At 60.9% G+C, this 26,949-nt stretch carries 27 protein-coding genes; 9 read left to right on the forward strand and 18 right to left on the reverse strand.

Annotated features, from left to right (window positions below; all coding sequences use genetic code 11):
• The first annotated feature begins 1 nt into the window (after position 1).
• Positions 2–727: a tRNA (guanosine(46)-N7)-methyltransferase TrmB gene (gene trmB, locus MMG91_RS16335; protein WP_305447269.1), complete on the forward strand. Its 726-nt coding sequence runs from the start codon at positions 2–4 to the stop codon at positions 725–727.
• 132 nt (positions 728–859) lie between these two features.
• Here the strand turns inward: trmB and MMG91_RS16340 are convergent, their stop codons facing one another.
• The 10 genes from MMG91_RS16340 to MMG91_RS16385 form a co-directional block, all read right to left on the reverse strand.
• Positions 860–1,183, reverse strand: coding sequence for a DUF3392 domain-containing protein (locus MMG91_RS16340; RefSeq protein WP_007897907.1), 324 nt, complete (start codon positions 1,181–1,183; stop codon positions 860–862).
• A gap of 9 nt (positions 1,184–1,192) precedes the next feature.
• Complete coding sequence (gene hemW, locus MMG91_RS16345) at positions 1,193–2,395, reverse strand: radical SAM family heme chaperone HemW (protein WP_310660153.1); 1,203 nt, start codon at positions 2,393–2,395, stop codon at positions 1,193–1,195.
• Positions 2,392–2,988, reverse strand: a complete 597-nt coding sequence (gene rdgB / locus MMG91_RS16350; RefSeq protein WP_310660154.1) for an RdgB/HAM1 family non-canonical purine NTP pyrophosphatase — start codon at positions 2,986–2,988, stop codon at positions 2,392–2,394. The genes hemW and rdgB overlap by 4 nt, the downstream gene beginning before the upstream one ends.
• Positions 2,985–3,419: a DUF4426 domain-containing protein gene (locus MMG91_RS16355; RefSeq protein WP_310660155.1), complete on the reverse strand. Its 435-nt coding sequence runs from the start codon at positions 3,417–3,419 to the stop codon at positions 2,985–2,987. Before MMG91_RS16355 ends, rdgB begins: the two co-directional genes overlap by 4 nt.
• Before the next feature lie 26 nt (positions 3,420–3,445).
• Positions 3,446–4,066 (reverse strand): methionine biosynthesis protein MetW, encoded by a 621-nt coding sequence (gene metW, locus MMG91_RS16360; RefSeq protein WP_007939351.1) that lies wholly within the window; start codon positions 4,064–4,066, stop codon positions 3,446–3,448.
• 7 nt (positions 4,067–4,073) lie between these two features.
• On the reverse strand, positions 4,074–5,213 hold the full coding sequence (locus MMG91_RS16365) for a homoserine O-acetyltransferase (protein WP_217857473.1): 1,140 nt from the start codon (positions 5,211–5,213) through the stop codon (positions 4,074–4,076).
• 178 nt (positions 5,214–5,391) lie between these two features.
• On the reverse strand, positions 5,392–5,682 hold the full coding sequence (locus MMG91_RS16370; protein ID WP_310660156.1) for a DUF167 domain-containing protein: 291 nt from the start codon (positions 5,680–5,682) through the stop codon (positions 5,392–5,394).
• Positions 5,682–6,269: a YggT family protein gene (locus MMG91_RS16375; protein WP_310660157.1), complete on the reverse strand. Its 588-nt coding sequence runs from the start codon at positions 6,267–6,269 to the stop codon at positions 5,682–5,684. Before MMG91_RS16375 ends, MMG91_RS16370 begins: the two co-directional genes overlap by 1 nt.
• Positions 6,270–6,293: 24 nt before the next feature.
• Entirely contained in the window at positions 6,294–7,112 is an 819-nt protein-coding gene (gene proC, locus MMG91_RS16380; RefSeq protein WP_305503650.1) for a pyrroline-5-carboxylate reductase, read from the reverse strand.
• Between the two features lie 34 nt (positions 7,113–7,146).
• Positions 7,147–7,833, reverse strand: coding sequence for a YggS family pyridoxal phosphate-dependent enzyme (locus tag MMG91_RS16385; protein ID WP_310660158.1), 687 nt, complete (start codon positions 7,831–7,833; stop codon positions 7,147–7,149).
• Between the two features lie 56 nt (positions 7,834–7,889).
• On the opposite strand from MMG91_RS16385, the gene MMG91_RS16390 reads away from it, so the two are divergent.
• On the forward strand, positions 7,890–8,924 hold the full coding sequence (locus tag MMG91_RS16390; RefSeq protein ID WP_123500239.1) for a type IV pilus twitching motility protein PilT: 1,035 nt from the start codon (positions 7,890–7,892) through the stop codon (positions 8,922–8,924).
• A gap of 129 nt (positions 8,925–9,053) precedes the next feature.
• Here the strand turns inward: MMG91_RS16390 and MMG91_RS16395 are convergent, their stop codons facing one another.
• Positions 9,054–9,674, reverse strand: coding sequence for a C40 family peptidase (locus MMG91_RS16395; protein WP_310660159.1), 621 nt, complete (start codon positions 9,672–9,674; stop codon positions 9,054–9,056).
• Between the two features lie 250 nt (positions 9,675–9,924).
• On the opposite strand from MMG91_RS16395, the gene MMG91_RS16400 reads away from it, so the two are divergent.
• Entirely contained in the window at positions 9,925–10,356 is a 432-nt protein-coding gene (locus MMG91_RS16400) for a TM2 domain-containing protein (RefSeq protein ID WP_123719687.1), read from the forward strand.
• Positions 10,357–10,466: 110 nt separating this feature from the next.
• Here MMG91_RS16400 and MMG91_RS16405 read toward each other — a convergent pair whose 3' ends face one another.
• From MMG91_RS16405 to gshB, 7 genes are all read right to left on the reverse strand, one after another.
• Positions 10,467–11,738: a dihydroorotase gene (locus MMG91_RS16405; protein WP_123719686.1), complete on the reverse strand. Its 1,272-nt coding sequence runs from the start codon at positions 11,736–11,738 to the stop codon at positions 10,467–10,469.
• On the reverse strand, positions 11,735–12,739 hold the full coding sequence (locus MMG91_RS16410) for an aspartate carbamoyltransferase catalytic subunit (protein ID WP_007897943.1): 1,005 nt from the start codon (positions 12,737–12,739) through the stop codon (positions 11,735–11,737). The genes MMG91_RS16405 and MMG91_RS16410 overlap by 4 nt, the downstream gene beginning before the upstream one ends.
• A 27-nt stretch (positions 12,740–12,766) precedes the next feature.
• Complete coding sequence (gene pyrR, locus MMG91_RS16415) at positions 12,767–13,270, reverse strand: bifunctional pyr operon transcriptional regulator/uracil phosphoribosyltransferase PyrR (RefSeq protein WP_310660160.1); 504 nt, start codon at positions 13,268–13,270, stop codon at positions 12,767–12,769.
• Between the two features lie 98 nt (positions 13,271–13,368).
• Positions 13,369–13,806, reverse strand: a complete 438-nt coding sequence (ruvX, locus tag MMG91_RS16420; RefSeq protein ID WP_007897947.1) for a Holliday junction resolvase RuvX — start codon at positions 13,804–13,806, stop codon at positions 13,369–13,371.
• The gene (locus tag MMG91_RS16425) at positions 13,806–14,378 is read right to left on the reverse strand and encodes a YqgE/AlgH family protein (protein WP_019650230.1); all 573 of its coding nucleotides are present in this window, start codon (positions 14,376–14,378) and stop codon (positions 13,806–13,808) included. Before MMG91_RS16425 ends, ruvX begins: the two co-directional genes overlap by 1 nt.
• 97 nt (positions 14,379–14,475) lie before the next feature.
• Entirely contained in the window at positions 14,476–15,375 is a 900-nt protein-coding gene (locus MMG91_RS16430; protein ID WP_310660161.1) for an energy transducer TonB, read from the reverse strand.
• Between the two features lie 77 nt (positions 15,376–15,452).
• Positions 15,453–16,406 (reverse strand): glutathione synthase, encoded by a 954-nt coding sequence (gene gshB, locus MMG91_RS16435; RefSeq protein WP_310660162.1) that lies wholly within the window; start codon positions 16,404–16,406, stop codon positions 15,453–15,455.
• Between the two features lie 233 nt (positions 16,407–16,639).
• On the opposite strand from gshB, the gene pilG reads away from it, so the two are divergent.
• From pilG to MMG91_RS16465, 6 genes are all read left to right on the forward strand, one after another.
• Entirely contained in the window at positions 16,640–17,044 is a 405-nt protein-coding gene (gene pilG / locus MMG91_RS16440; protein ID WP_038980984.1) for a twitching motility response regulator PilG, read from the forward strand.
• A 57-nt stretch (positions 17,045–17,101) separates the two neighbouring features.
• On the forward strand, positions 17,102–17,467 hold the full coding sequence (pilH, locus tag MMG91_RS16445; protein WP_007897961.1) for a twitching motility response regulator PilH: 366 nt from the start codon (positions 17,102–17,104) through the stop codon (positions 17,465–17,467).
• 10 nt (positions 17,468–17,477) lie between these two features.
• Positions 17,478–18,032 carry a chemotaxis protein CheW gene (locus tag MMG91_RS16450; protein ID WP_305447255.1) on the forward strand — a complete coding sequence of 185 codons (555 nt, stop codon included), beginning with the start codon at positions 17,478–17,480 and terminating at the stop codon, positions 18,030–18,032.
• A 140-nt stretch (positions 18,033–18,172) separates the two neighbouring features.
• Complete coding sequence (locus MMG91_RS16455) at positions 18,173–20,221, forward strand: methyl-accepting chemotaxis protein (protein WP_310660163.1); 2,049 nt, start codon at positions 18,173–18,175, stop codon at positions 20,219–20,221.
• 37 nt (positions 20,222–20,258) lie between these two features.
• On the forward strand, positions 20,259–26,162 hold the full coding sequence (locus MMG91_RS16460) for an Hpt domain-containing protein (protein ID WP_310660164.1): 5,904 nt from the start codon (positions 20,259–20,261) through the stop codon (positions 26,160–26,162).
• Positions 26,155–26,610 carry a chemotaxis protein CheW gene (locus MMG91_RS16465; protein WP_305447252.1) on the forward strand — a complete coding sequence of 152 codons (456 nt, stop codon included), beginning with the start codon at positions 26,155–26,157 and terminating at the stop codon, positions 26,608–26,610. The genes MMG91_RS16460 and MMG91_RS16465 overlap by 8 nt, the downstream gene beginning before the upstream one ends.
• Positions 26,611–26,949 lie beyond the last annotated feature (339 nt).

Here is a 26,949-nt window from a genome sequence, read left to right on the forward strand (position 1 = left end):
GATGACTGAATCAAACGACACGCCTATCCAGACGGAAGAAGGCGAAGAGCGCCAACACCGCCGCATCAAAAGTTTCGTGATGCGCGCCGGGCGCATGACCGAAGGCCAACAGCGCGGTCTGGACCAAGGCACGCCGCTGTTCGTACTGCCTCTGGCCGACGCGCCGGTGGACTTCGATCAGGTGTTCGGTCGCTCGGCACCGCGCTCGCTGGAAATCGGTTTCGGCATGGGCCATTCGCTGCTGGAAATGGCCGCGGCCTCGCCAGAGCAGGATTTCATCGGCGTTGAGGTGCATCGTCCGGGTGTCGGCGCGCTACTCAATGGCGTGCTGACTCAGGGCCTGACCAACCTGCGCGTCTACGATTGCGATGCGATCGAAGTGCTCAACCGTTGCATCGCCGACAACAGCCTCGATCGCCTGATGCTGTTTTTCCCGGACCCGTGGCACAAGAGTCGTCACCACAAGCGTCGTATCGTTCAGGCGTCATTCGCTGAGTTGGTGCGCAGCAAGTTGAAAGTCGGCGGTGTGTTGCACATGGCCACCGACTGGGAACCGTACGCCGAGTACATGCTGGAAGTGATGAACGTCGCGCCGGGCTATCGCAACCTCGCCGAAGACGGCAAATGCGTCCCACGCCCGGCTGAACGCCCGATCACCAAGTTCGAACGCCGCGGCGAACGTCTTGGGCATGGCGTGTGGGATTTGAAGTTCGAAAAACAGTCTTAAACCACAATGCTGTGATCGTTCCCACGTTCCGCGTGGGAATGCCTCAACGGACGCTCTGCGTTCGGCTCTGAATGGGACGCGGAGCGTCCCTGGCTGCATTCCCACGCAGAGCGTGGGAACGATCATCAGCACTCAGCGGCGGTCTGCGACGACGCCGATCAACACCAGCACCACCAACAACACCGGCGCCAGGCTGTAGTTGTTGAACTGGCTCAGGCCTTTGATGATCCATGGTGTTGCATAGATCAGCGCCACGCCGCTGCCGACCATGCACAGCAGGGCCATCAGCGGGACGCGCAAGGCGCCGGCGATGCTGCCCAGGCGTTGGTCGACCCAACCTTTGATGTCGGCGCCAAACAGCACCAGCAAACAGCCCACCAGTGCCAGAGAGATTTCCGACAGGTTGCTACGACTCCAGCGGGACACGGTGGCGAGCAGGTCGAGTACCAGATCCATTCGGTTTCCTTATGTCAGAAAATTCTGCAGCAAGTCATTGAGAAAGAGTTGTCCGCGCAGCGTGGCCGCCAGACGTGACGGTTCGACCTGCAACAAGCCACTTTGTTCGGCCTCGCGACGGCCTTCGGCGAGGCTTTCCAGGGGCAGCCCGGTGCGCTCCGGATACAACCGCGCTTCGACGCCCTCGCTCAGGCGCAAGGCGTTCATCAAAAACTCGAACGGCAGCTCTTCGTTAGTCAGGGCTTTCTCGCCGGCCTGGAAGCTCTTGGCCGGGTTGAGATAGTCCTTCGGCAAACGGGTCTTCCAGGTGCGTACGATGCGCCCGTCCGGATGGCTGAGCTTGCCGTGGGCGCCGGCACCGATGCCGATGAAGTCGCCGAAACTCCAGTAATTGAGGTTATGCCGCGCTGGACGACCGGGCAGGGCATAGGCCGAGACTTCGTATTGCGCGTAACCGTGTTCGGCCAACAGCGCCTGACCGGCCTCTTGAATGTCCCACAGGGTGTCGTCTTCCGGCAGCGTCGGCGGCTGGTTCCAGAACACCGTGTTCGGTTCCAGCGTCAGCTGATACCAGGACAGGTGCGTCGGCTTCAGGGCAATGGCCTGGCGCAGGTCGTTCAGGGCGTCGTCCAGGGACTGATCGGGCAAACCATGCATCAGGTCCAGATTGAAGTTGTCGAAACCGGCCTGACGGGCCATGCCGGCGGCACGCACGGCTTCATCACCGTTGTGAATCCGCCCCAGGGCCTTGAGTTTCTCTTCCTGAAAACTCTGGATGCCGATCGACAAGCGATTGATGCCCAGCGCCCGGTAGGCGCGGAACTTCTCCTGCTCGAACGTTCCGGGGTTGGCTTCCAGGGTGATTTCGATGTCGCTGGCAAACGGGATGCGTTGCTCGACACCCTTGAGCAAGCGGCCCAACGCTTCAGCACTGAACAGGCTCGGCGTGCCGCCACCAAAGAAGATCGAACTCAGCTCGCGGCCATAGACCGCATGCAGGTCTTGATCGAGGTCGGCCAGCAAGGCGTCGACATACTCTTGCTCCGGCAGCACGGGGCTGGCGGTGTGGGAGTTGAAGTCGCAATAAGGGCATTTGCGTACACACCACGGAATGTGGATGTACAGCGCCAGGGGCGGCAGCACAGGCAAAGCGGCCCGAGGCGATTGCGCGCCGCCGAAGATCAGCGGCGACGCGGATGATTCAATGGTCATTTCAGGCCCAGACGCTGGCGCAGCAGATCCATTGCACGGGCGCGGTGACTGATCTGGTTCTTGTCGTTGGGCTTAAGCTCGGCACTGGAGCATTCACGTTCCGGCACCCAGAACAGCGGATCGTAGCCAAAGCCGTGTTCACCACTGGCCTGGGTCAGGATGCGCCCATGCCACAGGCCTTCACAGAGGATCGGCAACGGATCGTCGGCATGTCGCACCAGCGCCAGCACACAGACGAACTGCGCGCCGCGCTCGGCTTCGGGCACGTTTTTCAAGACGTCGAGCAGTTTGGCGTTGTTCGCCGCATCGCCTTTGCCGTCAGCGTAACGGGCCGAATAGATACCCGGCGCCCCGCCGAGGAAATCCACCGCCAACCCCGAATCGTCGGCCAAGGCCGGCAGACCGGAAATGCGCGAGGCATTGCGGGCCTTGAGAATGGCGTTCTCGACGAACGACAGGCCGGTTTCTTCAGGCTCGACGCTGCTGAACTCGCCGATCGAGCGCAAGTGCACCGATTCGCCGAGCATGGCCTGGAGTTCCTTGAGTTTGCCGGCGTTATGGCTGGCCAGTACGAGTTGCGTGAAATTCATCATTGGCCAGGGAAAAGCTCTTGTTGAAAACTGATGGTGTTGGTTTTGTCGCCGGTCTTCACCTTGATGTCGAAGGTGCGGATTTCCTGCTGATCCACCGGGAACTGGGCGATGTAGTACACCGCGCCTGTTTCAGTGATCTGCTTGAACTTCAGCGGGATGCTTTGACTGGTCAGGTCTTTGACCGTGCCGCTGACCTGAGCTGTCTGTGGTTTACCTTCCTTCAGTACCGAGACGTTGATCACGCCCTGATTCTTGCTGCGGGTCAGCTCGGCCGCTTTGGCGATCTCCGGCGTCAGGAAGGTGGAGTTGAAGGTGTTGTAATGCACCGTCACGTCGCCAAAGGTTTCCTTGCGCTCGCCTTTGATGACGTCGGCGGCCATGGCGGTGACGCTCAGGCAGGCAGTAAGTAAAAACAGTGCTAGACGACCCATGATTGTTCTCCTCGAAGTGTCGTGATTCAGACCGCGACCTTGTGGTCCGGCAGACCGGGGCTGCTGACGCGGTAGATGCCGATCTCACCTAACAGATTAGGCCATAGCTTACTGGCCCACCCATGCCGATGCTGTTGATCCACGGCAAGCCGATCAATGACCTTGGCTTCACGTTCGCGACACAGCGCTTCAAAGTCTTCGAAAGTGCAGAAGTGGATGTTCGGTGTGTTGTACCAGGTGTACGGAAGAAACTCCGAAACCGGCATCCGGCCCTTGCTCGCCAGGTACCAGCGGCAGCGCCAGTGGCCGAAGTTGGGGAAGGTGATGATGCACTGGCGACCGACCCGCAGCATCTCGTCGAGGATCTTGTCCGGGTAGTGCACAGCTTGCAGGGCCTGGGTCATGACCACGATGTCGAAGCTGTTGCTGGCGAAGTTGCCCAGGCCCTTGTCCAGGTCCTGCTCGATGACGTTGATGCCCTTGGCCACGCATTCGGCAATGTTGTCCGGGTCGTTTTCCAGGCCATAGCCGGTGACCTGTTTGTGGTCACGCAGCCAGGTCAGCAACTCGCCGTCACCGCAACCGAGGTCGAGCACGCGGCTGCCGGCGGGGATCCATTCCTGGATGATTTCCAGATCGGCTCTCATGTCTTCCTCAAAGCGCTATACGGTTCATGTAATTGCTGAAGGCCTGCAAATAACGCGGGATCGGAATCAGGAAGGCATCGTGGCCTTGCGGAGCATCGATCTCCAGGTAGCAGACGTCTTTCCTGGCCGCCATCAGCGCGTCCACCAGTTCCCGCGAGCGGGCAGGGGAGAAGCGCCAGTCGGTGGTGAAGGACATCACGCAGAACCTGGCCTGGGCATTGGCGAAGGTTTTCGCCAGATCATTGTCGAAGTTCGCTGCCGGGTCGAAGTAGTCCAGCGCCTTGGTCATCAGCAGATAGGTGTTGGCGTCGAAACGTCCGGAAAACTCTTCGCCCTGATACCGCAGGTAGCTTTCGACCTGAAACTCGACGCTGTGGAAGTCGTAGTTGAGCTTTTCGCTCTTCAGGCCGCGACCGAATTTCTCGCCCATGGAGTCGTCGGACAGGTACGTGATGTGCCCGACCATCCGCGCCAGCATCAGCCCGCGCTTGGGGATCACACCCGCTTCCTGGAACGAGCCGCCGTGGAACTCCGGGTCGGTGAGGATCGCCTGGCGTGCAACTTCGTTGAACGCGATGTTCTGAGCCGACAATTTCGGTGCCGAGGCGATGGCCAGGCAGTGCCGCACGCGGTCCGGGTAGGTGATGGTCCACTGCAAGGCCTGCATGCCGCCGAGGCTGCCGCCGATCACCGCCGCCCATTGGCGGATGCCGAGCAAGTCGGCGAGACGTGCCTGGCTGTGGACCCAGTCTTCCACGGTCAGCACCGGGAAATCGGCACCGAATGGCTTGCCGGTTTCCGGATTGATGCTGCTGGGGCCGGTGGAGCCGTTGCAGCCGCCGAGATTATTCAGGCTGACCACGAAGAACTTGTTGGTGTCGATCGGCTTGCCGGGGCCGATGCAGCTGTCCCACCAACCGGGTTTGCGGTCGTCGGGGCTGTGGAAGCCGGCAGCGTGATGGTGACCGGACAAGGCGTGGCAGATCAGCACGGCATTGCTCGCCGTAGCGTTCAGCGTGCCGTAGGTTTCGTAGATCAGGTCATAAGCGGGCAGCGAACGTCCGCAGGCCAAGGCCAGGGGTTCACTGAAGTGCGCCACTTGCGGCGTCACCAGACCAACAGAATCGGGGGGAAAGGCAGCTGGCATCGACCCTGCTCTCATTGAAATGAGGCGTAAGTCTAAAGACCGCTGCCCGTAGCAGCAAGCTACGACCCATGATCGTTCCCACGCGCAGCAAAGGAATGCCACAATGGACGCTCTGCGTCCGCTTCGGCAGGGACCCGGAGCGTCCCGGGCTGCATTCCTTTGCTGCGCGAGGGAATGATCAAGGCAGGGTCAATCCCGGCAAATCGGGCAGCTTCTTCGGCGAACAGATCCGAACCCGCTTCTGCCGGTTCAGCTCTCCGCTGATCAAACTCACCTGACTCTTGGAAACCCCGAACGCCTTGGCCAGAAATGCCATCAGGTACGCATTGGCCTTGCCTTCAACGGGCGGTGCGGTCAGGCGGATCTTCAGGCGATCGCCATGCAGCCCGCAGAAATCATCGCTGCGGGCCGCAGGTTGCAGGTGACATTCCAGAATCAGGTCATCACCGTCCCAGCGAAAGTAGCTCATCAGATCAGGCCGAACAGTTCCTTCGGCATGAGGGCGTAGTACGCGAGGCGTGGAATCAGCCAGCTTTGCAGCAACTGCAGCGCGATAAACGCGAAGATCGGCGAGATGTCCAGGCCGCCCAGGTTCGGCACGATCCGGCGGAACGGCGCGAGTACCGGTTCCGTGATCTGCTGGACCAGTTCTGCGCCAGGATTGTGGGTCCCCGGAGCAACCCAGGACAGAATCACGCTGATAATCATCGCCCAGAACAGGATCTTCAAAAACAGCGCAAAGATACCAATCAATGCCCACGGCGCCAGAAACAGCACGTCAACCTCGTAGCCACGGAGCAGCAGGATGACCGCATACAGTGCCATTTGCACGATCAACGCCAGTACCAGCGACGACATGTCCAGCCCGAACATGCTCGGGATAACCCGACGCAATGGCTTGAGCAGCGGTTGAGTGGCTTTCACGGCGAACTGGCAGAGCGGGTTGTAGAAGTTCGCCCGCACCAGTTGCAGGATGAAGCGCAGCAGCACGATCAGCAGATACAGGCTGCTCAGGGTTTGAATCACAAAAATGGCAGCGTCATTGAGTCCGAGCATCATTGATTCCTTTGTAAGAGCTGATTAGCGACCGAGTTGCTCAGCCATCTCGGCCGAGCGGTGCGCAGCGGCGCCGAGTGCTTTTTCTACCAGGGCTTCGAAGCCGCCGGCCTGAAACGACTTGATCGCCGCTTCGGTGGTGCCCGCAGGCGACGTCACGCGACGACGCAGTTCAGCCGCGTCGACATCGCTTGCGACTGCCATGTGTGCAGCACCCAAAGCGGTTTGCACGGTCAGTTGTGCGGCGATGTCCGCTGGCAGACCGAGCTTCACGCCAGCGGCGGTCATGGCTTCGATCAGCAGGAAGAAATACGCCGGGCCCGAGCCGGAAACGGCGGTGACCGCGTCCAGTTGCTGTTCTTCGTTCAGCCACAGGGCAATGCCAACCGCCGACAGCAGCTCTTCAGCTTGCTGGCGTTGTTCGGCGCTCACTTCGCTGGTGGCGAACAAACCGCTCACGCCTTGGCGCAGCAGCGCCGGGGTGTTGGGCATGCAGCGCACGATAGGCTGGGCACCCAGCCAGTTTTTCATGCTGGCGCAGGTGATGCCGGCCGCAATCGAAACCACCAGTTGGTTCGGCTTGAGGTTTGGGCGAATGGCTTCGCAAACGGCTTTCATCGCCTGCGGTTTGACCGCCAGCACGATCACGTCCACGCCCTGAATGGCTTCGGCGTTGTCGGCGAACACTTCGATGCCGTGTTCGGCGCTCACGCGGGCACGGGTTTCTTCACCCGGATCGCTGGCGCGGATCTGCGCGGCGTCCAGACCTTTGGCGCGCAGGCCGCCGATCAGGCTGGCGGCCATGTTGCCGGCTCCGATAAAGGCAATACGAGTCTTGCTCATGTCAGGTCCTTATAGATAGGTGAGTCAGCCATGTTCATGGTCGACTGTAATCGCGGGCACCAAACAGGGCCGTACCGATACGGACCCAAGTGGCGCCCTGGGCAATGGCCGACTCGAGGTCGTGGCTCATGCCCATGGAAAGTGTGTCGAGGGGCAGATTCAGGCTGGCTTGCAGGCTCTGCACGGCAGCAAAGGCTGCATCCTGGGCGGCGCGATCTTCAGTCGGCTCGGGAATCGCCATCAGCCCGCGCAATTTCAAGCGCGGCAGAGCGCTGATGGCATGGGCCAGGGCGGGCAGGTCGGCCGGAGTGCAGCCGGACTTGCTGGCTTCACCACTGACGTTGACCTGAATGCAGATGTTCAATGGAGGCAAATCGGCAGAGCGTTGTTCGGACAGGCGTTGTGCGATTTTCAAGCGATCCACGGAATGCACCCAGTCGAAATGCTCGGCGATAGCGCGAGTCTTGTTCGATTGAATGGGGCCGATGAAGTGCCAGATCAAGGGCAGGTCGGCCAACTCGAGCTGTTTGCTCAAGGCTTCCTGCAGATAGTTTTCGCCAAAGTCACGGATCCCGGCGGCATAGGCTTCACGCAGGGCCTCGGCGGGCTTGGTCTTGCTCACGGCCAGCAGCTGGATGCTGTTCTCATCGCGGTGGGCGGCTTTGGCTGCTGCCTGGATGCGTGAACTAACCTGAAGAATGTTGTCTGCTATCGTGGACATCAAGAGGCGCCAGCGGTCTGAAGGTTCGCGGCATTCTACTGGAATTGAGGAGCGCTATGGATATCACTGAGCTGCTGGCTTTCAGCGCCAAACAAGGCGCGTCTGACCTGCACCTGTCCGCCGGCCTGCCACCGATGATCCGTGTCGACGGCGATGTGCGACGCATCAACCTGCCGGCCCTGGACCACAAGGAAGTGCATGAACTGATCTACGACATCATGAACGACCTCCAGCGGGTGGACTTCGAGAAGCATCTTGAAACCGACTTTTCCTTCGAAGTGCCCGGCGTGGCGCGTTTTCGGGTCAATGCCTTCAACCAGAATCGCGGCGCGGGGGCCGTATTTCGGACCATCCCGTCGAAGGTCCTGAGCATGGACGATCTGGGCATGGGGGAAGTGTTTCGCAAGATTACCGAAGCCCCGCGAGGCCTGGTGCTGGTGACCGGCCCGACCGGATCGGGCAAGTCCACCACGCTGGCGGCGATGATCGATTACCTGAACAACCATCGCCATCATCACATCCTCACCATCGAAGACCCCATCGAGTTCGTCCACGAATCGCGCAAATGCCTGATCAATCAGCGTGAAGTCCACCGTGATACCCGCAGCTTCGCCACGGCGCTGCGCTCGGCCCTTCGCGAAGACCCGGACGTTATTCTGGTAGGGGAAATGCGTGATCTGGAGACTATACGGCTAGCTTTGACTGCCGCCGAGACCGGTCACTTGGTGTTCGGCACGCTACACACCACGTCGGCGGCGAAAACCATCGACCGGGTCGTGGACGTGTTTCCGGGCGACGAGAAATCGATGGTGCGCTCAATGCTCTCCGAGTCGTTGCTGGCGGTGGTGTCCCAGACATTGATCAAGAAAATCGGCGGCGGGCGAGTTGCCGCCCACGAAATCATGCTCGGCACTTCGGCGATCCGTAACCTGATCCGCGAAGACAAGGTGGCGCAGATGTACTCGTCGATTCAGACCGGAGGGTCGCTGGGGATGCAGACACTGGATATGTGCCTGAAGGAGCTGGTGACCAAGGGCGTGATCAGCCGCGAGCATGCGCGGGAGAAGGCGCGGTCGCCGGATAACTTCTGACAGGAAGTTGATCGTTCCCACGCTCTGCGTGGGAATGCCTCAATGGACGCTCTGCGTCCGCTTTGGCAGGGGGCGCGGAGCGTCCCGGGCTACATTCCCACGCAGAGCGTGGGAACGATCAGTGTCGGATCAACGCTGAACAACCCGCAACGCATTCTGTTCTTTCGGCAGAACCCGCTTGGCAACCACGTAGTGGCTTTCCCAATACGGTTTCTTCAGGGTGTCGATGCTCACCGACTTGCCACGGCGCGGTGCGTGGATGAAGCGGTCGTTGCCCAGGTAGATAGCAACGTGATTCACCCGGCGGCTCTTGAGTTTGAAGAAAATCAGGTCGCCTGGCTTCAGATCGTTGCGATCGACTTTCTCGCCATGACCGCTGGCCATGGCGTTCGAGGTACGGGGCAAGTCAAACGTGGCGTCGTTGAACGCGTATTTCACCAGACCGCTGCAATCGAACCCTTTACTTGGGCTGCTGCCACCCCAACGATAAGGCGTACCGAGCACGTTTACCGCGCGGCTCAACACGTTGCTGCTTTCCTTGCTCGCCATCGGCGGGACCAGCTTGCTGTTTACGCTGCTCAGTTGGCTGGAGCGTTTTACTGTGTGTTTGTTTTTGCTCGAAGGAGCAGAAACGTGGGATTTTGGGGTGTAACCATTAACGTTAGGAAGACGTTGCTCACGATTGGTGGCGTGGGCGGCCAGGGGCAATAATAGGCAAATGGTTAGCCATGTCTTGAAAAATGGACGCATTAGGCAAGGCTCATATGGGTGAACGCGCAACTTTATAACAGCTTTTTTGGCCCTTCCGAGGCCGTTGGTCGATCCAGGCTGGGGGCGACGGAACTAAAAAGCGGCAAAATTGCCGTGAGTTGTCGGACAAAAGTCAGGCATTACAAGGCTTTGACAGGAGTGAAGGTAGCATTTGCCGTATGTCGGCCGCCTGTAAAAAAGTCACAAAGAATTCAAGAATATTTCTCTATCGTGTGAGTCGAGGTCATCCATGAACACCTATCAACACCCCGTTTCAGAGCAAGACACACACAGCAAAGTGATTGGTTACCTGTTGTGGATTTTCGGTTTTACCGGGGCTCACCGCTTCTATTACGGCAAGCCGGTGACCGGGACGATCTGGTTTTTTACCTTCGGTTTGCTGGGTATCGGCTGGCTGATCGACCTGTTTCTGATTCCGGCCATGGATCGTGAAGCGGACCTGCGTTTCACCGCCGGGCCCATCGAATACAACGTTGCGTGGATTCTGCTGACGTTTCTCGGGGTTTTCGGCGTACACCGGATGTACCAGGGAAAGTGGATCAGCGGGTTGCTGTACCTGGTGACGGGCGGGTTGTTCTTTCTGGGGGTGTTGTATGACTTCTGGACGTTGAATGACCAAGTGTCGATTCGCAACGCGCAGAACAGAGGCGCCTTCCAGTAAGTCATCGCGGGCAAGCCCGCTCCCACAGTGAATGTGTATTGTCCGCAAATCTTGCGGCCAACCGATAACCCTGTGGGAGCGGGCTTGCCCGCGATTGGAGCAACGCGGTTTTACGCCTGGTGGCTAATCCGCCCATCCACCAAGGTGTAACGCACCACACCCGGCAGGCTGTGACCAATGAACGGGCAGTTTTCGCCCTTGGACAGCCAGGTCTCACCGGCAACGGTCGAGGCCGCAGGGTCGAACAGTACGATATCTGCTGGCCCACCCACAGCCAGCTTGCCCGCCGGCAGACGCAACGCTTCGGCAGGGCCAGCGCTGAGTCGTGCGAGCAGCGTTGGCAAGTCCAGCAAACCGTCTTCCACCAATGTCATCGCCAGCGGCAGCAGCAGTTCAACACTGCTGATGCCCGGCTCGGTGGCACCGAACGGCGCCAGTTTGGCATCGCGTTCATGGGGCTGATGATGGCTGGAAATGGCTGACACCACCCCCGACTTCAGCGCTGCCCGCAGGCCATCGCGGTCCGCACGGGTGCGCAGCGGTGGCTGGACGTGATAGAGGCTGCTGAAGTCGATCAGGGCTTCGTCGGTGAGGATCAACTGGTACAACGCCACGTCCGCCGTGACCTTCAGGCCACGGGCCTGGGCCTGGGCGATCAGCGCTACGCCGCGCGCGCTGGTGAGCTGGCTGAAGTGCGCACGCACGCCGCTTTGTTCGACCAGCAGCAGATCCCGGGCCAGGGCCACGGTTTCGGCGGTTTCCGGAATGCCCGGCAGGCCGAGGAAACTCGCGGTCGGGCCTTCATGGGCCAGGCCGCCTTCGGCCAAATCGTGATCCTGCGAATTGAAAATCACCGTCAGGTCGAACGTCGCCGCGTATTCCAGCGCCCGGCACAGGGTGCGGGTGTTGCGGAAACTCTCCAGACCATTGCCGAAGGCTACGCAGCCGGCATCGCGCAAGGCGACCAGTTCGGCCAGCTGTTCGCCATCCAGGCCTTTGCTCAGGGCGCCGATCGGGAAGACTTTGGTGTTGCCGGCTTCGCGGGCGCGGTCGAGGATCAGTTCGGCCACCGCCGAGGTGTCCAGTACCGGTTTGGTTTTCGGTGGGCAGCACAGGCTGGTCACGCCACCGGCGGCAGCGGCGCGGGTCTCGCTGGCAATCGAACCTTTGCGGCTGTAGCCCGGCTCGCGCAGGGCGACGTTCAGGTCAACCAGACCCGGGGCCGCCACCAGGCCCTTGGCGTCGATGGTGTCTACTGCAACGAAACCCGCTGGAGCGGCGCCAAGGGCGACGATCTTGCAGGCTTCAACGTGGATATCAGTCACTTGATCCAGGCCGCTGGCCGGATCGATAACGCGTGCGCCGAGAATGCTGAGCTTCACTGGGCGTTCTCCTGCTCGAATTGGCGCTGGGCTGTTTGCCCGCTCATGGCCATGGACAGCACAGCCATACGAATCGCGATGCCGTAGGTCACCTGGTTGAGGATCACCGAGTGCGGACCGTCGGCCACCGCCGACTCAATCTCCACCCCACGGTTGATCGGCCCCGGGTGCATGACGATGCAATCCGGTTTGGCCCCGGCCAGGCGCGCGGTGGTCAGGCCGAACAGGCGGTAGAACTCGCCTTCGCTCGGCAGCAGGCCGCCGGTCATGCGTTCACGCTGCAGGCGCAGCATGATCACCACGTCGACGTCTTTCAGGCCTTCGGTCATGTCGGTGTAGACCTTCACGCCGTACTGCTCGATGCCGATGGGCAGCAGGGTTTTCGGTGCGATCACGCGGATGTCCGGGCAGCCGAGGGTTTTCAGGGCCAGCATGTTCGAGCGCGCTACCCGCGAGTGCAGGATGTCGCCGACGATGGCCACCGAGAGGTTTTCGAAGCCACCCTTGTGCCGACGGATGGTGAGCATGTCGAGCATGCCCTGGGTCGGGTGGGCGTGACGGCCGTCGCCACCGTTGATGATCGCCACTTGCGGGCAGACATGCTCGGCGATGAAGTGCGCCGCGCCGGAATCACCGTGACGCACGACAAACATGTCGGCGGCCATGGCTTCCAGGTTGCGCAGGGTGTCGAGCAGGGTTTCGCCCTTGCTCGCCGACGACGTGGACACGTTCAGGGTGATCACGTCTGCCGACAGCCGCTGGGCCGCCAGTTCAAAGGTGGTGCGGGTGCGGGTGGAGTTCTCGAAGAACACGTTGCACACGGTCTTGCCGCGCAGCAACGGGACTTTCTTCACCGCCCGGGCGCCGACTTCGAGGAACGAGTCGGCGGTGTCGAGGATTTCCGTCAACAACTCGCGGCGCAAACCGTCGAGCGAGAGGAAGTGTCGCAGCTGGCCCTGATCATTGAGCTGCAGCGGGCGCTTGGTTTCTAGAGGCGTCATCGCGAGGGGGACTCTCAATAGGGCGAATTAAAGGGCGAGGTCTTGAAGTTCGAGCTTGAGTTCCGGGCCAGACAACTTCACGCGCTCATGGGCAGCCAGCGACAGAGTCGCGCCGACCACGTTCGGGCGGATCGGCAGCTCACCGGCGTCCAGGTCCAGCAGGCACACCAGCGTCACGCTGGCCGGACGGCCGTAATCGAAGAGTTCGTTCATCGCGGCGCGGATGGTCCGACCGCTCATCAGCACGTCATCGATCAGCACCAGGTGCTGGCCTTCGATCTCGAACGGCAGCGCCGATGGGCGTACTTGTGGGTGCAGGCCGTTCTGGCTGAAGTCGTCGCGGTAAAACGAAACGTCCAGGGTGCCCAGGGGCGCATCGCTGCCCAGTTCATCGAGCAACGCCTGCGCGACCCAGACGCCACCGGTCCGAATGCCGATGTAACGCGGTTCGCTGATACCACGGTTTTCCAGATAAGCCTTGAGACGGATCGCCATCTGGCTGATCAGTTCGGCGGGATTGGGCAGGCTCATGGTTTGCTCCTTCTTTGTCCCCAGCCGATGCTGCTTGAGTGGTGGCTCGGGTTGTCGCTAAGGGAGACGCCGCAGCGGCTCTTCAGAATTAGGTGCGGTCAGGATTCGAACAGTGCGGTGTTTTCGTCGAGCCAGCCTTGCAGTAACAGGGCGGCGGCGATGGCATCGACCGGGTTGTCGCGGTAACTGCCTTTCTGGCCGCCACGGACCAGGCGTTCGCCTTTGGCCTCGAAGGTGGTCAGGCGCTCGTCATGCGTATAGAAGGGCAGGTTGTAGCGGCCGTTCAGGCGCCGGGCGAACTTTTCGGCCCGCAGGCACATGTCGCTGGGCGTACCGTCCATGTTCAGCGGCAGGCCGACCACCACAGCGTCGGGTTTCCACTCTTTAATCAGGGCTTCGACCTGATTCCAGTCGGGAATGCCGTTTTGCGCCTTCAAGGTGCACAACTCGCGGGCCTGTCCGGTAATCACTTGGCCGACCGCAACGCCGATCTGTTTGGTGCCGTAGTCGAAACCCAAAATCAACCGCAGGGCCATCAGGCGTGCCCCGCCTGGCTGGTGAGCAGGCTGAGATTGATACCCAGGTGCTTGGCCGCCGCTTCGAGGCGCAATTCGCTGCTGGTGTTGAACAGGATGTCGGCATGGAACGGGCAGGTCAGCCAGGCGTTGTCGGCCAGTTCGGCTTCCAGTTGCCCGGCTTCCCAACCGGCGTAGCCGAGGGTGATCACGCTTTTAGCGGGGCCGACGCCGTCGGCGATGGCGAACAGCACATCCTGGGAGGTCGACAGCGACAACTCGCCGTCCAGATCAACGGTGGCCTGATAGGTTTTTCCCGACGGGTGCAGGACAAAACCGCGATCGGTTTGCACCGGGCCACCAATAAAGATCGGCACGTGCTGGCAAAGCACGGGCGGTTCGATATCGGGGCGCAATTGCTCGAGGATATCGGCCAGGTTCAGGTCCTGCGGACGGTTGACCACCAGCCCCATGGCACCATTGGCCGTGTGCTCGACGATGTAGGTCAAGGTGTGCGCAAAGTTCGGGTCGGCCATGTGAGGCATGGCGATCAGGAAGTGATGCTTGAGGTAGCTGGGGCTGACGTTCTTCATGAGCGCTAGTGTGGCGTTGGAGGGGCGAACTGACAAGCCGAGGATGGCGCAATTTGGCGGTCGGCATAGATCAAATGCGGGAGCGGGCTTGTGCTGGTCAATTACTGGACAACCGGTCCCCACGCGCAAACTTCCAGGTGCGGATGATTTCCAGGCGGTCGATGTCCGACAGATCCCCGGTAAACGGGGCAAACGGTGCCGCGAGCCTTACGATGCGCTGCGCCGCCTGGTCCAGCAACGGCTGGCCGGACGACTCCAGCACCAGCACTTCATACAGCGAGCCGTCGCGGTTGATCGAGACCATCAGTCGCAAATTTCCGTAAATCTGTTTGCGCCGGGCTTCGTCGGGGTAGTTGAGGTTGCCGATGCGCTCGACCTTCTTGCGCCATTCATCTTTGTACCAGGCGCCTTTGTCGCGCATGGTCGAAGCGGCGCTCAAGCGGTGAATGCGCGGGCGCTTGGCGTACAGCTGTTGTTCGTTGGCCAGTTCCGCTTCCAGGCTGGCGATGTCGCTGGACAACTGCGCGCTGTCGAACGTCGGTGCCGCCACTTGGGGTTTGGTTTGGGGCTTGGGCTCTTCGGTCTTGGTTGCGGCTTTTTTCGGCTTCGGTGCGACGGTGGTCACAGACGCCTTGGGCGCGGCTTCCTGCACTTGAGGCTTGGCCGCCGGCGGTGGGGTGACTTGCTGCACCTTGTTGTCCTGGAAGGGCGCGACCTCGGTGGTCTTGGGTGTCGCCTTTTTCTCCAGGGTGCCGCTGCCTTCCTGATTTTCCTGTGCGAGAAAATCAGCTTTATCAGGCTTCTTTTCGCTTTTGAAAGTAGCGAGGGTGATTTCCAGGGTTTTGCTGATTTGCTTGGGTTCGACCATGGAGAACCCGACGCCCAACAGCAAGGCCAGGTGAATCAGCGCCGCCAGAAACAGGGTAAAACCGAGGCGATCAGCCGGACGCACGCCACGGTGGACGAGTTCAACGGGCAGATCGGACGGGAGTGTCATAACAAGAAAACCAACATCGCGTTTTTTACAAGCCGGGGATGATAACGCAATGTTGGTCGGTTCTTGGCTGTTCTCGATCAACGAGTCTTGAGCTTCTGATCGATGGCATCCATCAGAAGGCCACCAATGTCGGTGCCGAATGCGTTATCGATCTCGCGAATGCAGGTCGGGCTGGTGACGTTGATTTCGGTCAGATGCTCACCGATTACGTCGAGACCGACGAACAGCAAGCCCTTCTCACGCAGGGTCGGGCCGACTTGTGCAGCAATCCAGCGATCTTTTTCGGTCAGCGGTCGGGCTTCGCCACGGCCACCGGCGGCGAGGTTGCCACGGGTTTCACCGAGCGCGGGAATCCGGGCCAGGCAGTAATCCACTGGCTCGCCGTCGATCATCAGGATGCGCTTGTCGCCATCAACGATCGCCGGCAGGTAACCCTGGATCATGATCTGCTGACGGCCATGCAAGGTCAGGGTTTCGAGAATCACCGACAGGTTCGGGTGGCCAGCGGTGTGACGGAAGATCGACGAACCGCCCATGCCGTCCAGCGGCTTGAGGATCACGTCACCGTGATGGTCGGCGAATTCGCGCAACACGTCCGGGCGACGGCTGACGATGGTCGGTGGCGTGCATTGCGGGAATAGCGTGGCGAACAGCTTCTCGTTGCAGTCACGCAGGCTTTGCGGCTTGTTGACCACCAGCACGCCGGCGCGCTCGGCTTGCTCCAGCAGGTAAGTGGAGTAAACGAACTCCATGTCGAACGGCGGATCCTTGCGCATCAGGATCACGTCCAGATCGCTCAGCAGCGCGTCGCTTTCGGTGCCCAGTTCGAACCACTTGTGCGGGTCGGCGAAGACTTTCAGCGGCCGCATCCGCGCGCGGGCCTCGCCCTCGGCCTGATACAAATCGCGCTGTTCCATATAGAACAGTTCCCAGCCACGCTTTTGCGCGGCCAGCAGCATGGCCAGCGAGCTATCCTTTTTATAGGAGATGCTGGCGATAGGATCCATGACAATCCCGACGCGAACGCTCATGGGGTTTTCCTCGAAATTGGGGTGGAAAGTGTTGTGAAAAAGTGGCGTCAGAGTGGCGCTGAGTGTGTTCCCGGTCAAGGAAAAACCACCGCCAGGGTCGCCCGATAGATTGGATGGGGAGACTGTGCTAAAAAGGCTGCCATGCCGTGTTGGCCCTTGAGTATCAAGGGTTTCGGGCCACCGACGAGTGGCAAACGGACATATTGATTCACAAAGGCGACGGTAGAGCCACTATGGAACAGCATTCCAGCGCCTTGAAGGTCATGGTGATCGATGATTCGAAAACGATTCGTCGCACCGCCGAAACGCTGTTGAAAAACGTGGGCTGTGAAGTCATCACCGCAATCGATGGTTTCGATGCCCTGGCCAAGATTGCCGACAATCACCCCGGCATCATCTTTGTCGACATCATGATGCCGCGTCTGGATGGCTATCAGACCTGCGCGTTGATCAAGAACAACAGTGCGTTCAAGTCCACGCCAGTGATTATGCTGTCGTCCAAGGACGGGTTGTTCGACAAGGCCAAGGGGCGGATCGTCGGTTCCGACCAGTTTTTGACCAAACCTTTCAGCAAGGAAGAACTGCTGAACGCGATTCAGGCCCATGTACCGGGCTTTGCCGCCGTTTCGCCGCAGTAGGACACGCACAGTGATGCTCGGCCATGGGGCCCGGTGTCGACAAGAATGGGGAAGACCATGGCACGTATTCTGATCGTCGATGATTCGCCGACCGAAATGTACAAACTGACCGGCATGCTCGAAAAGCACGGGCATGAGGTGTTGAAAGCCGAAAACGGCGCCGACGGCGTGGCCCTGGCCCGTCAGGAAAAACCCGACGCGGTGCTGATGGACATCGTCATGCCCGGCCTCAACGGTTTCCAGGCGACCCGTCAGCTGACCAAAGACCCGGAAACCGGGCATATTCCAGTGATCATCATCACCACCAAGGATCAAGAAACCGACAAAGTCTGGGGCACGCGCCAGGGCGCCAAGGACTACCTGACCAAACCGGTCGACGAAGATACCCTGATCAAGACCCTGAACAACGTGCTGGCCGGTTGATCGTCCGGCCATGACCGAGTCGCTGACGGCTTTCGAACTGCTGCTGCAGATTGACCAGCGCTGTCGTCTGCTGGCGGCGGACCTGCCGTCCCAGCCGACCCGACAGGACAGCTGGAGCGGCATTGGCTTTCGCTTGGGCGAGCATTGGTATGTCGCGCCCATGGGCGAAGTCAGCGAAGTCCTGCATGAACCGCGCGTTACACAATTGCCGGGGGTCAAACCCTGGGTCAAGGGCGTGGCTAACCTGCGCGGGCGCCTGCTGCCGATCATGGATTTGCATGGCTTTTTTTATGGTTATGAGCCCGGCCATGAACTGCCTGCCTTGCGCAAGCAACGGCGGATATTGGTGGTGGAGCACAACGACGTGTTTGCCGGGTTGATGGTCGATGAGGTCTTCGGCTTGCAGCATTTTGCCCAGGACAGTCTGGAGCCGGTGCCGGCCGATGGCTTGCAAGGGCCGATGTCGGCGTTCGTTAAAGGCCGGTTTCAGCGTGAGCAGAATTGGCAGGTGTTCAGCCCGTTTGCATTGGCGCAGTCGCAAGGATTCATGAACGTCGCCGCATAACCTGTGGGAGCGGGCTTGCCCGCGATAGCGGTGCGTCAGGTTCAATAAATGTCGACTGACACGCCCTCATCGCGGGCAAGCCCGCTCCCACAGGGTTCCTGTCAGGTCTCACAAGGGTGTTGGTTAACAGGCGAGGACCGATGATAAAAGCTAAAACAGGCAAGCCAGAAGGGTCGCGCAGTCGGTCGCAGATCATCGTGCTGTTCATCGCGCTGATCGTCTTCATCATGCTTCTGTTCGCCAACTTCGCGTACCTCAACACCCAGGCGAATTACGACAAACAGTACATCGGCCACGCCGGTGAGCTGCGCGTGCTGTCCCAACGCATCGCCAAGAACGCCACCGAAGCCGCCGCCGGCAAGGCCGCGGCGTTCAAGTTGCTCAGCGATGCGCGCAACGACTTCGCCCAGCGTTGGGGCTATCTGAAGAACGGCGATCCTTCCACCGGCCTGCCGCCGGCACCGTCCACCGTGCGCCCGGAAATGCGCGCCGTGCAGCTGGACTGGGAGCGTTTACTGAAAAACACCGACGCCATCCTCTCCAGCGAGCAGACCGTGTTGTCCTTGCATCAAGTCGCCGCGACCCTGGCCGAAACCGTGCCGCAGTTGCAGGTCGAGTACGAAAAGGTCGTCGAAACCCTCCTGCAACGTGGCGCCCCGGCCACTCAGGTGGCGATGGCCCAGCGTCAGTCGCTGTTGGCCGAGCGAATTCTCGGTGCGGTGAACACCGTGCTGTCGGGCGATGAAAATTCACAGCAGGCGGCCGACGCTTTCGGGCGCGACGCGGCGCGTTTCGGCCTGGTGCTCAACGGCATGCTTCAGGGCAATTCGGCACTGAAAATCAGTCAGGTCGAAGACCGTGATGCGCGCGCCCGGTTGACCGAGATTTCCGAACTGTTCGAATTCGTATCGGGTTCGGTGGACGAAATCCTCGAAACCTCACCGGAGCTGTTCAAGGTCCGCGAATCGGCCACCAACATCTTTACCCTGTCGCAAACCCTGCTCGATGAAGCCTCGCACCTGGCCAGCCGTTTCGAAAACCTCGCCGGCGGGCGCAACACCAATACCATCGGCGGCTATGTGCTGGGCTTGCTGGCGCTGATGTCGATCATCCTCATCGGTCTGGTGATGGTGCGCGAAACCAACCGTCAGCTGCGTGAAACCGCCGAGAAGAACGAGCGCAACCAGAACGCGATCATGCGTTTGCTGGACGAGATCGAGGACCTCGCCGACGGCGATCTGACCGTGACCGCCTCGGTGACCGAAGACTTCACCGGGACCATCGCCGACTCGATCAACTATTCCGTCGACCAACTGCGCGATCTGGTGGCGACCATCAACCTCACCGCCGGCCAGGTCGCCGCCGCCGTGCAGGAAACCCAGGCCACCGCGATGCACTTGGCCCAAGCCTCGGAGCATCAGGCGCAGCAGATTTCCGAAGCCTCCACCGCGATCAACGACATGGCCCAGTCCATCGATCAGGTCTCGGCCAACGCCGCCGAATCCTCTGCGGTGGCCGAACGTTCGGTGGAGATCGCGAACAAGGGCAACGAAGTGGTGCACAACACCATCCACGGCATGGACAATATTCGCGAGCAGATTCAGGACACGGCCAAGCGCATCAAGCGGCTGGGTGAGTCTTCTCAGGAAATCGGCGACATAGTCAGCCTGATCGATGACATTGCCGATCAGACCAACATCCTCGCCCTCAACGCGGCGATTCAGGCGTCCATGGCCGGTGATGCCGGGCGCGGTTTTGCGGTGGTGGCCGACGAAGTGCAACGCCTGGCCGAGCGTTCATCCGCAGCGACCCGGCAGATCGAGACGCTGGTGCGGGCGATTCAGACCGACACCAACGAAGCGGTGATTTCCATGGAACAGACCACCACCGAAGTGGTGCGTGGCGCGCGTCTGGCGCAGGATGCCGGAGTGGCCCTGGAAGAAATCGAAGGCGTATCGAAGACCCTCGCGGCACTGATCCAGAGTATTTCCAACGCCGCGCAGCAACAGACTTCGTCGGCCGGCCAGATTTCCCTGACGATGAACGTGATCCAGCAGATCACCACGCAGACCTCGTCCGGCTCCACCGCCACCGCCGAGAGCATTGGCAACCTGGCGAAAATGGCCAGCCAGCTGCGACGTTCGGTGTCCGGTTTCACCTTGCCGGCCAAGTCTGCGGACAACGCTTGAACCGCCTCTGGGCGGATGCATCTTGATTGGAGTGGTTATGGGTGATCGGCACGACTATGTGGCCCTTGAGTGGGTCAAAGGCGAGATTGCCGAAACGCTGAAGCAGGCTCATCAGGCAATCGAAACCCTGATCGACGACCCGCAGGCGACGCACGCGCTGAGCGAGTGCCTGGCCTGTGTCCATCAGGTTCACGGTAGTTTGCAGATGGTCGAATTCTACGGCGCGGCCCTGCTCGCCGAAGAAATCGAGCAGCTGATCAGCGCCTTGCAGCAGAACCGCGTCAACCATCGTGACGAGGCGATCCATCTGTTGCTGCACGCCCTGGGGCAATTGCCGACTTACCTCGACCGGGTGCAAGGCGCCCGTCGTGATTTGCCTTTAGTCGTGTTGCCGTTGATCAACGACCTGCGCAGCGCTCGCGGCGAAAGCCTGTTGTCGGAAACCAGTTTGTTCAGCCCGCAACTGCCGGAGCTGCCGCCCCTGAGCCAAGAAGCCCTGGCGCTGCTGGAACCGTCCGACTTGCCAAATATGCTGCGCAAATTGCGGCAGATGTTGCAGATGGCGCTGGTCGGTTTGCTGCGCGAGCAGGATGACGAAACCCACTTCGGTTATCTGGCCAAAGTGTTTGCGCGCCTCGAAGCGCTGTGCGACAGCGCGCCGCTGAGCCCGTTATGGCACGTCGCTTCGGCGCTGGTCGAGGGCATGCGCAATGGCTCGATTGCCAACAGCCCGGCGTTGCGCAGCCTGTTCAGGGACACCGACAAAGAACTCAAGCGTTTGCTCGAACAAGGCATGCCCGGAATCAATCAACCGGCACCGCCAGAGCTGCTCAAGAGTTTGTTGTTCTATATTGCCAAGGCCGAACACCCCACCGGGCAGATGCTGACCATGAAAGATCGCTACTCACTTGACGACGCGTTACCCAACGGCGCGATGGTCGATGAAGAACGGGCACGGCTGGCCGGCCCTGACCGCGACGCCATGCGTTCGGTATTGTCGGCGCTGTGCGAAGAGCTGGTGCGGGTCAAGGAGCGCCTGGATTTGTTCGTGCGCAGCGACCGCCAACACATCTCGGACCTCGAAAGCCTGCTGGCGCCCCTGCGGCAAATCGCCGACACCCTGGCGGTGCTGGGTTTCGGCCAGCCGCGCAAGGTCATCATCGATCAACTGGCGGTGGTGCTGAGCCTTGCCCAGGGCCAGCGCGAGCCCAACGACGCGACCCTCATGGACGTCGCCGGGGCCTTGCTCTATGTCGAAGCGACCCTGGCCGGCATGGTCGGCACCGTGGAGCCGCAAAGCCAGGAAGACAGTCGTCTGCCGACCACCGACCTGACGCAGATTCACCAGATTGTCATCAAGGAAGCGCGCATCTGCCTGCAACAGGCCAAGGACATGATCGTCGACTACATCGACGCCGACTGGGACCGCCAGCATCTGCAACCCTTGCCGGCGTTGCTGACCCAAGTGCGCGGTGCGTTGGCGATGATTCCGTTGGCCCGCGCGGCGAGCCTGGTCGAGACCTGCAACGGCTTCATCCGCGAGCATCTGCTGGTGGACCCGGGCCAGCCCGGCTGGCAGCAACTGGACAGCCTGGCCGACGTCATCACCAGCATCGAGTATTACCTGGAGCGCCTCAGCGACGACCCCGAAGCGCCGGGTGAACACCTGCTCGATGTCGCGGAAAAAGGCTTGGCCTCACTCGGCTTCTTCCCCAGCGAACAGCAGGTGCCGATGCTCAAGGATGTACTCAGCCCCAGTGAAGCCCTGGTCATGCAAGACATGCAGGAACTGGACGACCCCGAAACCGTTCAGTCCCTGGCCGATGTGCTGGCCAGCCCCGTATCGTCCGTCAACCCGCCAGCCCTGACCACGCCGGGGAGCCTGTTGCCGCCGCCCGCCGGTGAAGAACCGGTAGATGATGAGCTGCGGGACGTCTTTCTCGAAGAGACTGACGAGGTGCTGGAAGTCCTCGAGGAATATCTGCCGCGCTGGTCGGCCAGTCCCGACAGCACATCGGTCTTGAGTGAATTACGCCGCGCCTTCCACACCCTCAAAGGCAGTGGCCGGATGGTCCGCGCACTGGTGCTGGGCGAACTGGCCTGGGCGGTGGAAAACCTGCTCAACCGCGTGCTTGAACACAGCGTTGCACCGGGCCCCGCGGTGCAACAACTGGTGGGCGATGCGCTGAAGCTGCTTCCGGATCTGGTGGCCGAGTTCGCCGCCAATGCCCAGCGCCAACGCAATGATGTCGATCAATTGGCCGCCCGCGCCCATGCCCTCGCCAAGGGTGATAAACCTGTATCCGATGAGGACGTGCAGGATGTCGCGGCGCTCGATCCACTGTTGCTGGAGATCTTCCGCAACGAAGCTGAAACCCATTTGAGCAGCCTCAATCGCTTTCTCGACCAAGCCTCCGAACACGTACCGCTTCAGGCCAGCGACGAGTTGCAGCGGGCGTTGCATACGCTCAAGGGCAGCGCCTCGATGGCCGGCGTGCTGCCGATTGCCGAGCTGGCGGCGTCGCTGGATGAACTGGCCCGGGAGTACAAGGCGCACCGGATTGCCCTTGATCTGGACGAAGTCGAATTGCTGCTGGAAGCCGAAGGGCTGTTCCGCCTTGGCCTGCGACAGCTCAAGAGCGATCCGCTGGCTGAAATTCCCGACGCCCGCTCGTTGATTGAGCGAACCCACGCAGTGCTGGCCGAGCGCCTGCAAAGCCTCTTGAGCACGCCCAATACGCGGCAGCGCATCAAGCGCGATCCGCAACTGATCAACAATTTCCTTGCCCAGGGCATGGACATCCTGCTGGACGCCGAAAGCCTGTTGCAGCGCTGGCAGCAGCATCCCGGCGAGCGGCAGGAACTCAGCGCGCTGCTGGACGAATTGACCACTCTGGGCGAAGGCGCGCACCTGGCCGACCTGCATCCGGTGGATGAACTCTGCGAAGCCTTGCTCGACCTTTATGGTGCTGTGGAAGAAAGCAGCCTGGCGGTCAGCGACAGGTTTTTCCACGAGGCGCAAAGTGCCCACGAAGCGCTGATCAACATGCTCGACGAACTGGCCGCCGGCCAGGAAGTCACTGCGCAACCGCAGCGGGTGCGAGCCTTGCGCGGTTTGCTCGATGAGAGTCTCGATCCTTCGTCAATGGGCCTGATCCGCAGTGACGGCAGCCGTACCCTGAGCATTCGAGAGCTGGGCAGCGCCACGGCCGAGCTGGAGCAGGCCGCGACTCAGGTGGAGCTGGACGACGAAATCGTTTCGATCTTTCTTGAAGAAGCGGTGGATATTCTTGAGAGCGCCGGCCAGGCCCTGCAACGCTGGTTGAGCGAACCGGACAACGCCGCGCCGCTCCTGTCCTTGCAGCGCGACTTGCACACCCTCAAAGGTGGCGCGCGGATGGCTGAGGTCGAGCCGGTCGGCGATCTGGCCCATGAACTTGAAAGCCTTTACGAAGGCCTGGTGGATCGCCGTTACAACCACAGCGAAACACTGGCGCAGTTGCTGCAACAGAGCCATGACCGACTGGCCATGTTCCTTGATCGGTTGCAGCACAACCGTCCGTTGGGTGATCCGGGTGAGTTGATCGCAGCCATTCGTGAGTTTCGCCAGGGCAATACCGGCAGCGCCGAGGTGATCGAACCGGCGGCCAGCAACGATTCAGCGAGCCATGATTCCGAGCTTCTGGAAATCTTCCTCGAAGAAGGTTTCGACATCATCGAAAACTCCGGCGCGGCACTGCTGCGCTGGCAGGCCGAGCCTTCGAATCGCCAGGAAGTGGAAACCCTGCTGCGCGACCTGCACACCCTCAAGGGTGGCGCGCGGATGGTGGAGATTGCGCCGATTGGCGACCTGGCCCATGAACTGGAATTCCTCTACGAAGGCTTGTCGGCGGGCGTGCTCCAACCCACCGCCGAGCTATTCTCGCTGTTGCAACGCAGCCATGACCGACTGGCGCAGATGCTCGACGCCACCCGCGCCGGTCAGCCACTGCCGCCGGCCGATCGGCTGATCGACGCGATCAAGAATTTCAGCCATCCGGCGGTGCCCGAAACATCGGCACCCGTGACGCTGCCCGTAGCGCCCAAAGCCGAGCCATCCGCACCCCAACCCGAAGGTGCCGACACGGTCAAGGTTTCGGCGGAGTTGCTCGACGACCTGGTCAACCTGGCCGGGGAAACTTCAATCTTCCGAGGCCGCATCGAACAACAGGTCAACGACGCACGGGTGGCCCTGAGCGAGATGGAAACCACCATCGAGCGCATGCGCGACCAGTTGCGCCGCCTCGATACCGAAACCCAGGGGCGGATTCTCAGCCGTCAGCAAGTCGACGCCGAGCGCTTGGGCTACGAAGAATTCGACCCGCTGGAGATGGACCGTCATTCGCAGCTGCAACAGTTGTCGCGGGCGTTGTTCGAGTCAGCCTCCGACCTGCTCGACCTCAAGGAAACCCTCGAGCGGCGCAATCAGGACGCGGAAAACCTGCTGCAACAGCAGGGCCGCATTAACACCGAATTGCAGGAAGGCCTGATGCGTACGCGCATGGTGCCGTTCGAGCGAATGCTGCCGCGTTTGAAACGCATCGTTCGTCAGGTCGCCAGCGAACTGGGCAAGGACGTGGACTTCGTCGTCGGCAACGCCGAGGGCGAGATGGACCGCAACGTCCTAGAACGCATGGCCGCGCCGCTGGAACACATGCTGCGCAACGCCGTCGACCATGGGCTGGAATCGGCCGAGGTGCGTATCGCGGCGGGTAAACCGGCCCAAGGCAAGATCACCCTCGACCTGTCGCGAGAGGGCGGCGACATCATTTTCGACATCCGCGACGACGGTGCCGGCGTGCCGCTGGACGCCGTGCGGCGCAAGGCAATCAAGCGCGGGTTACTCCACCCGGACAGCGACATCAGCGACCGAGACGTGCTGCAATTCATCCTGCAACCGGGGTTCTCCACTGCCGAGAAAATCACTCAGATCTCCGGGCGTGGCGTCGGCATGGACGTGGTTCACGAAGAAGTCCGGCAGCTCGGCGGCAGCATGATCATCGACTCTGTGCCTGGGCAGGGCGTGCATTTCCGGATTCGCCTGCCGTTCACCGTGTCGGTCAACCGCGCGCTGATGGTGCAGTGCGGGGAGGATCAATACGCGATTCCGCTGAACACCATCGATGGCATCGTTCGGGTGTTGCCCAACGAACTCGAAGGGCATTACCGGCTCGATCCGCCGACCTACGAATATGCCGGGCAACGTTATGAGCTGTGCTATCTCGGCGAGCTGCTGAAAACCAGTACCCGCCCGAAACTGCTGGGCCAGAGCTTGCCGTTGCCGGTGTTGCTGGTGCAGTGCAACGAGCGGCACGTCGCAGTGCAGGTGGATGCCACGGCCGGTACCCGGGAAATCGTGGTCAAAAGCCTAGGCCCGCAGTTCGCCGCGGTGCAGGGTTTGTCCGGCGCGACGATTCTCGGCGATGGTCGGGTGGTGCTGATTCTCGACTTGCTGGCGCCGATCCGCGCGATGCAAGCGCGGGTGCCGCAACGACCGGTGACGCAGGACGTAGAGCCCGAGTCGCAACGGCCGTTGCTGGTGCTGGTGGTCGACGATTCAGTCACCGTGCGCAAGGTCACCAGCCGTTTGCTGGAACGCCACGGCATGAACGTGCTGACCGCCAAGGACGGTGTCGACGCCATGTTGCTGCTCGAAGAACACAGGCCCGACCTGATGCTGCTGGACATCGAAATGCCGCGCATGGACGGCTTCGAAGTGGCGACCCAGGTGCGCGCCGACGAACGCTTGCGGCATCTGCCGATCATCATGATCACCTCCCGTACCGGCCAAAAACACCGCGACCGCGCCATGGCCATCGGCGTCAACGACTACCTTGGCAAGCCATACCAGGAATCGGTGCTGCTCGACAGCATCGCCCGGTGGAGCAAAACCCATGCATGAACACCGCTCCAGCAACCTCACTGGGCTTTTATTGCCCTTGGCGGATCGCAACCTGATCCTGCCTAACGTCGCCGTTGCTGAACTCATCGACTATCAGCCGGGGGCTTTCGACCTCGATACACCGCCGTGGTACCTGGGGCGGGTGACGTGGCGCGAACGGCAGATTCCACTGCTCAGTTTCGAGGCGGCGTGTGGCAACAAAGTCGTGATCGGTGAGCGGGCGCGGATCGTCATCCTCAATGCCCTTGGCGGGCGGCCTGAGTTGAAGTTTATTGCGCTGCTGGTGCAGGGGATTCCGCGCTCTTACAAGCTCGACAGTCAGTTGAGTTATGTGGATGTGCCGTTGTGTTCCCTGGAAAAGGCGGCGGTGCAGGTGGGGGAGCAAGTGGCCAAGGTGCCTGATTTGCTCGCGCTGGAGGAACTGCTTGTGAATGCGGGTCTGGTCTGACCGGATGATCGTTCCCACGCTCCGCGTGGGAATGCCTCAAGGGACGCTCCGCGTTCCATCTCGCGAAAGGGACGCAGAGCCCCGGGCTGCATTCCCACGCAGAGCGTGGGAACGATCGTTTGTGCGCTAAACCCCGGCCCGAGCCTTCATCTGCAACGACTCATGATGAACCGCACCAGTCAGCGGGTTCCGGCATTGCTGTAGGCAGCGACGCCAGACTGCGTAGCCTCACACCGTTCCTACAGACAAACTTTTAAACACAAAACCCCAAGCGGTCGGCCCCCTCACCACAAAGGTTTATGCGTCATCAGGTTGAAGATTCCCAAAAAGGGACCGTTC

It is taken from the genome of Pseudomonas sp. JL3, assembly GCF_031570575.1.
Classification (GTDB): Bacteria; Pseudomonadota; Gammaproteobacteria; order Pseudomonadales; family Pseudomonadaceae; genus Aquipseudomonas; species Aquipseudomonas cucumis.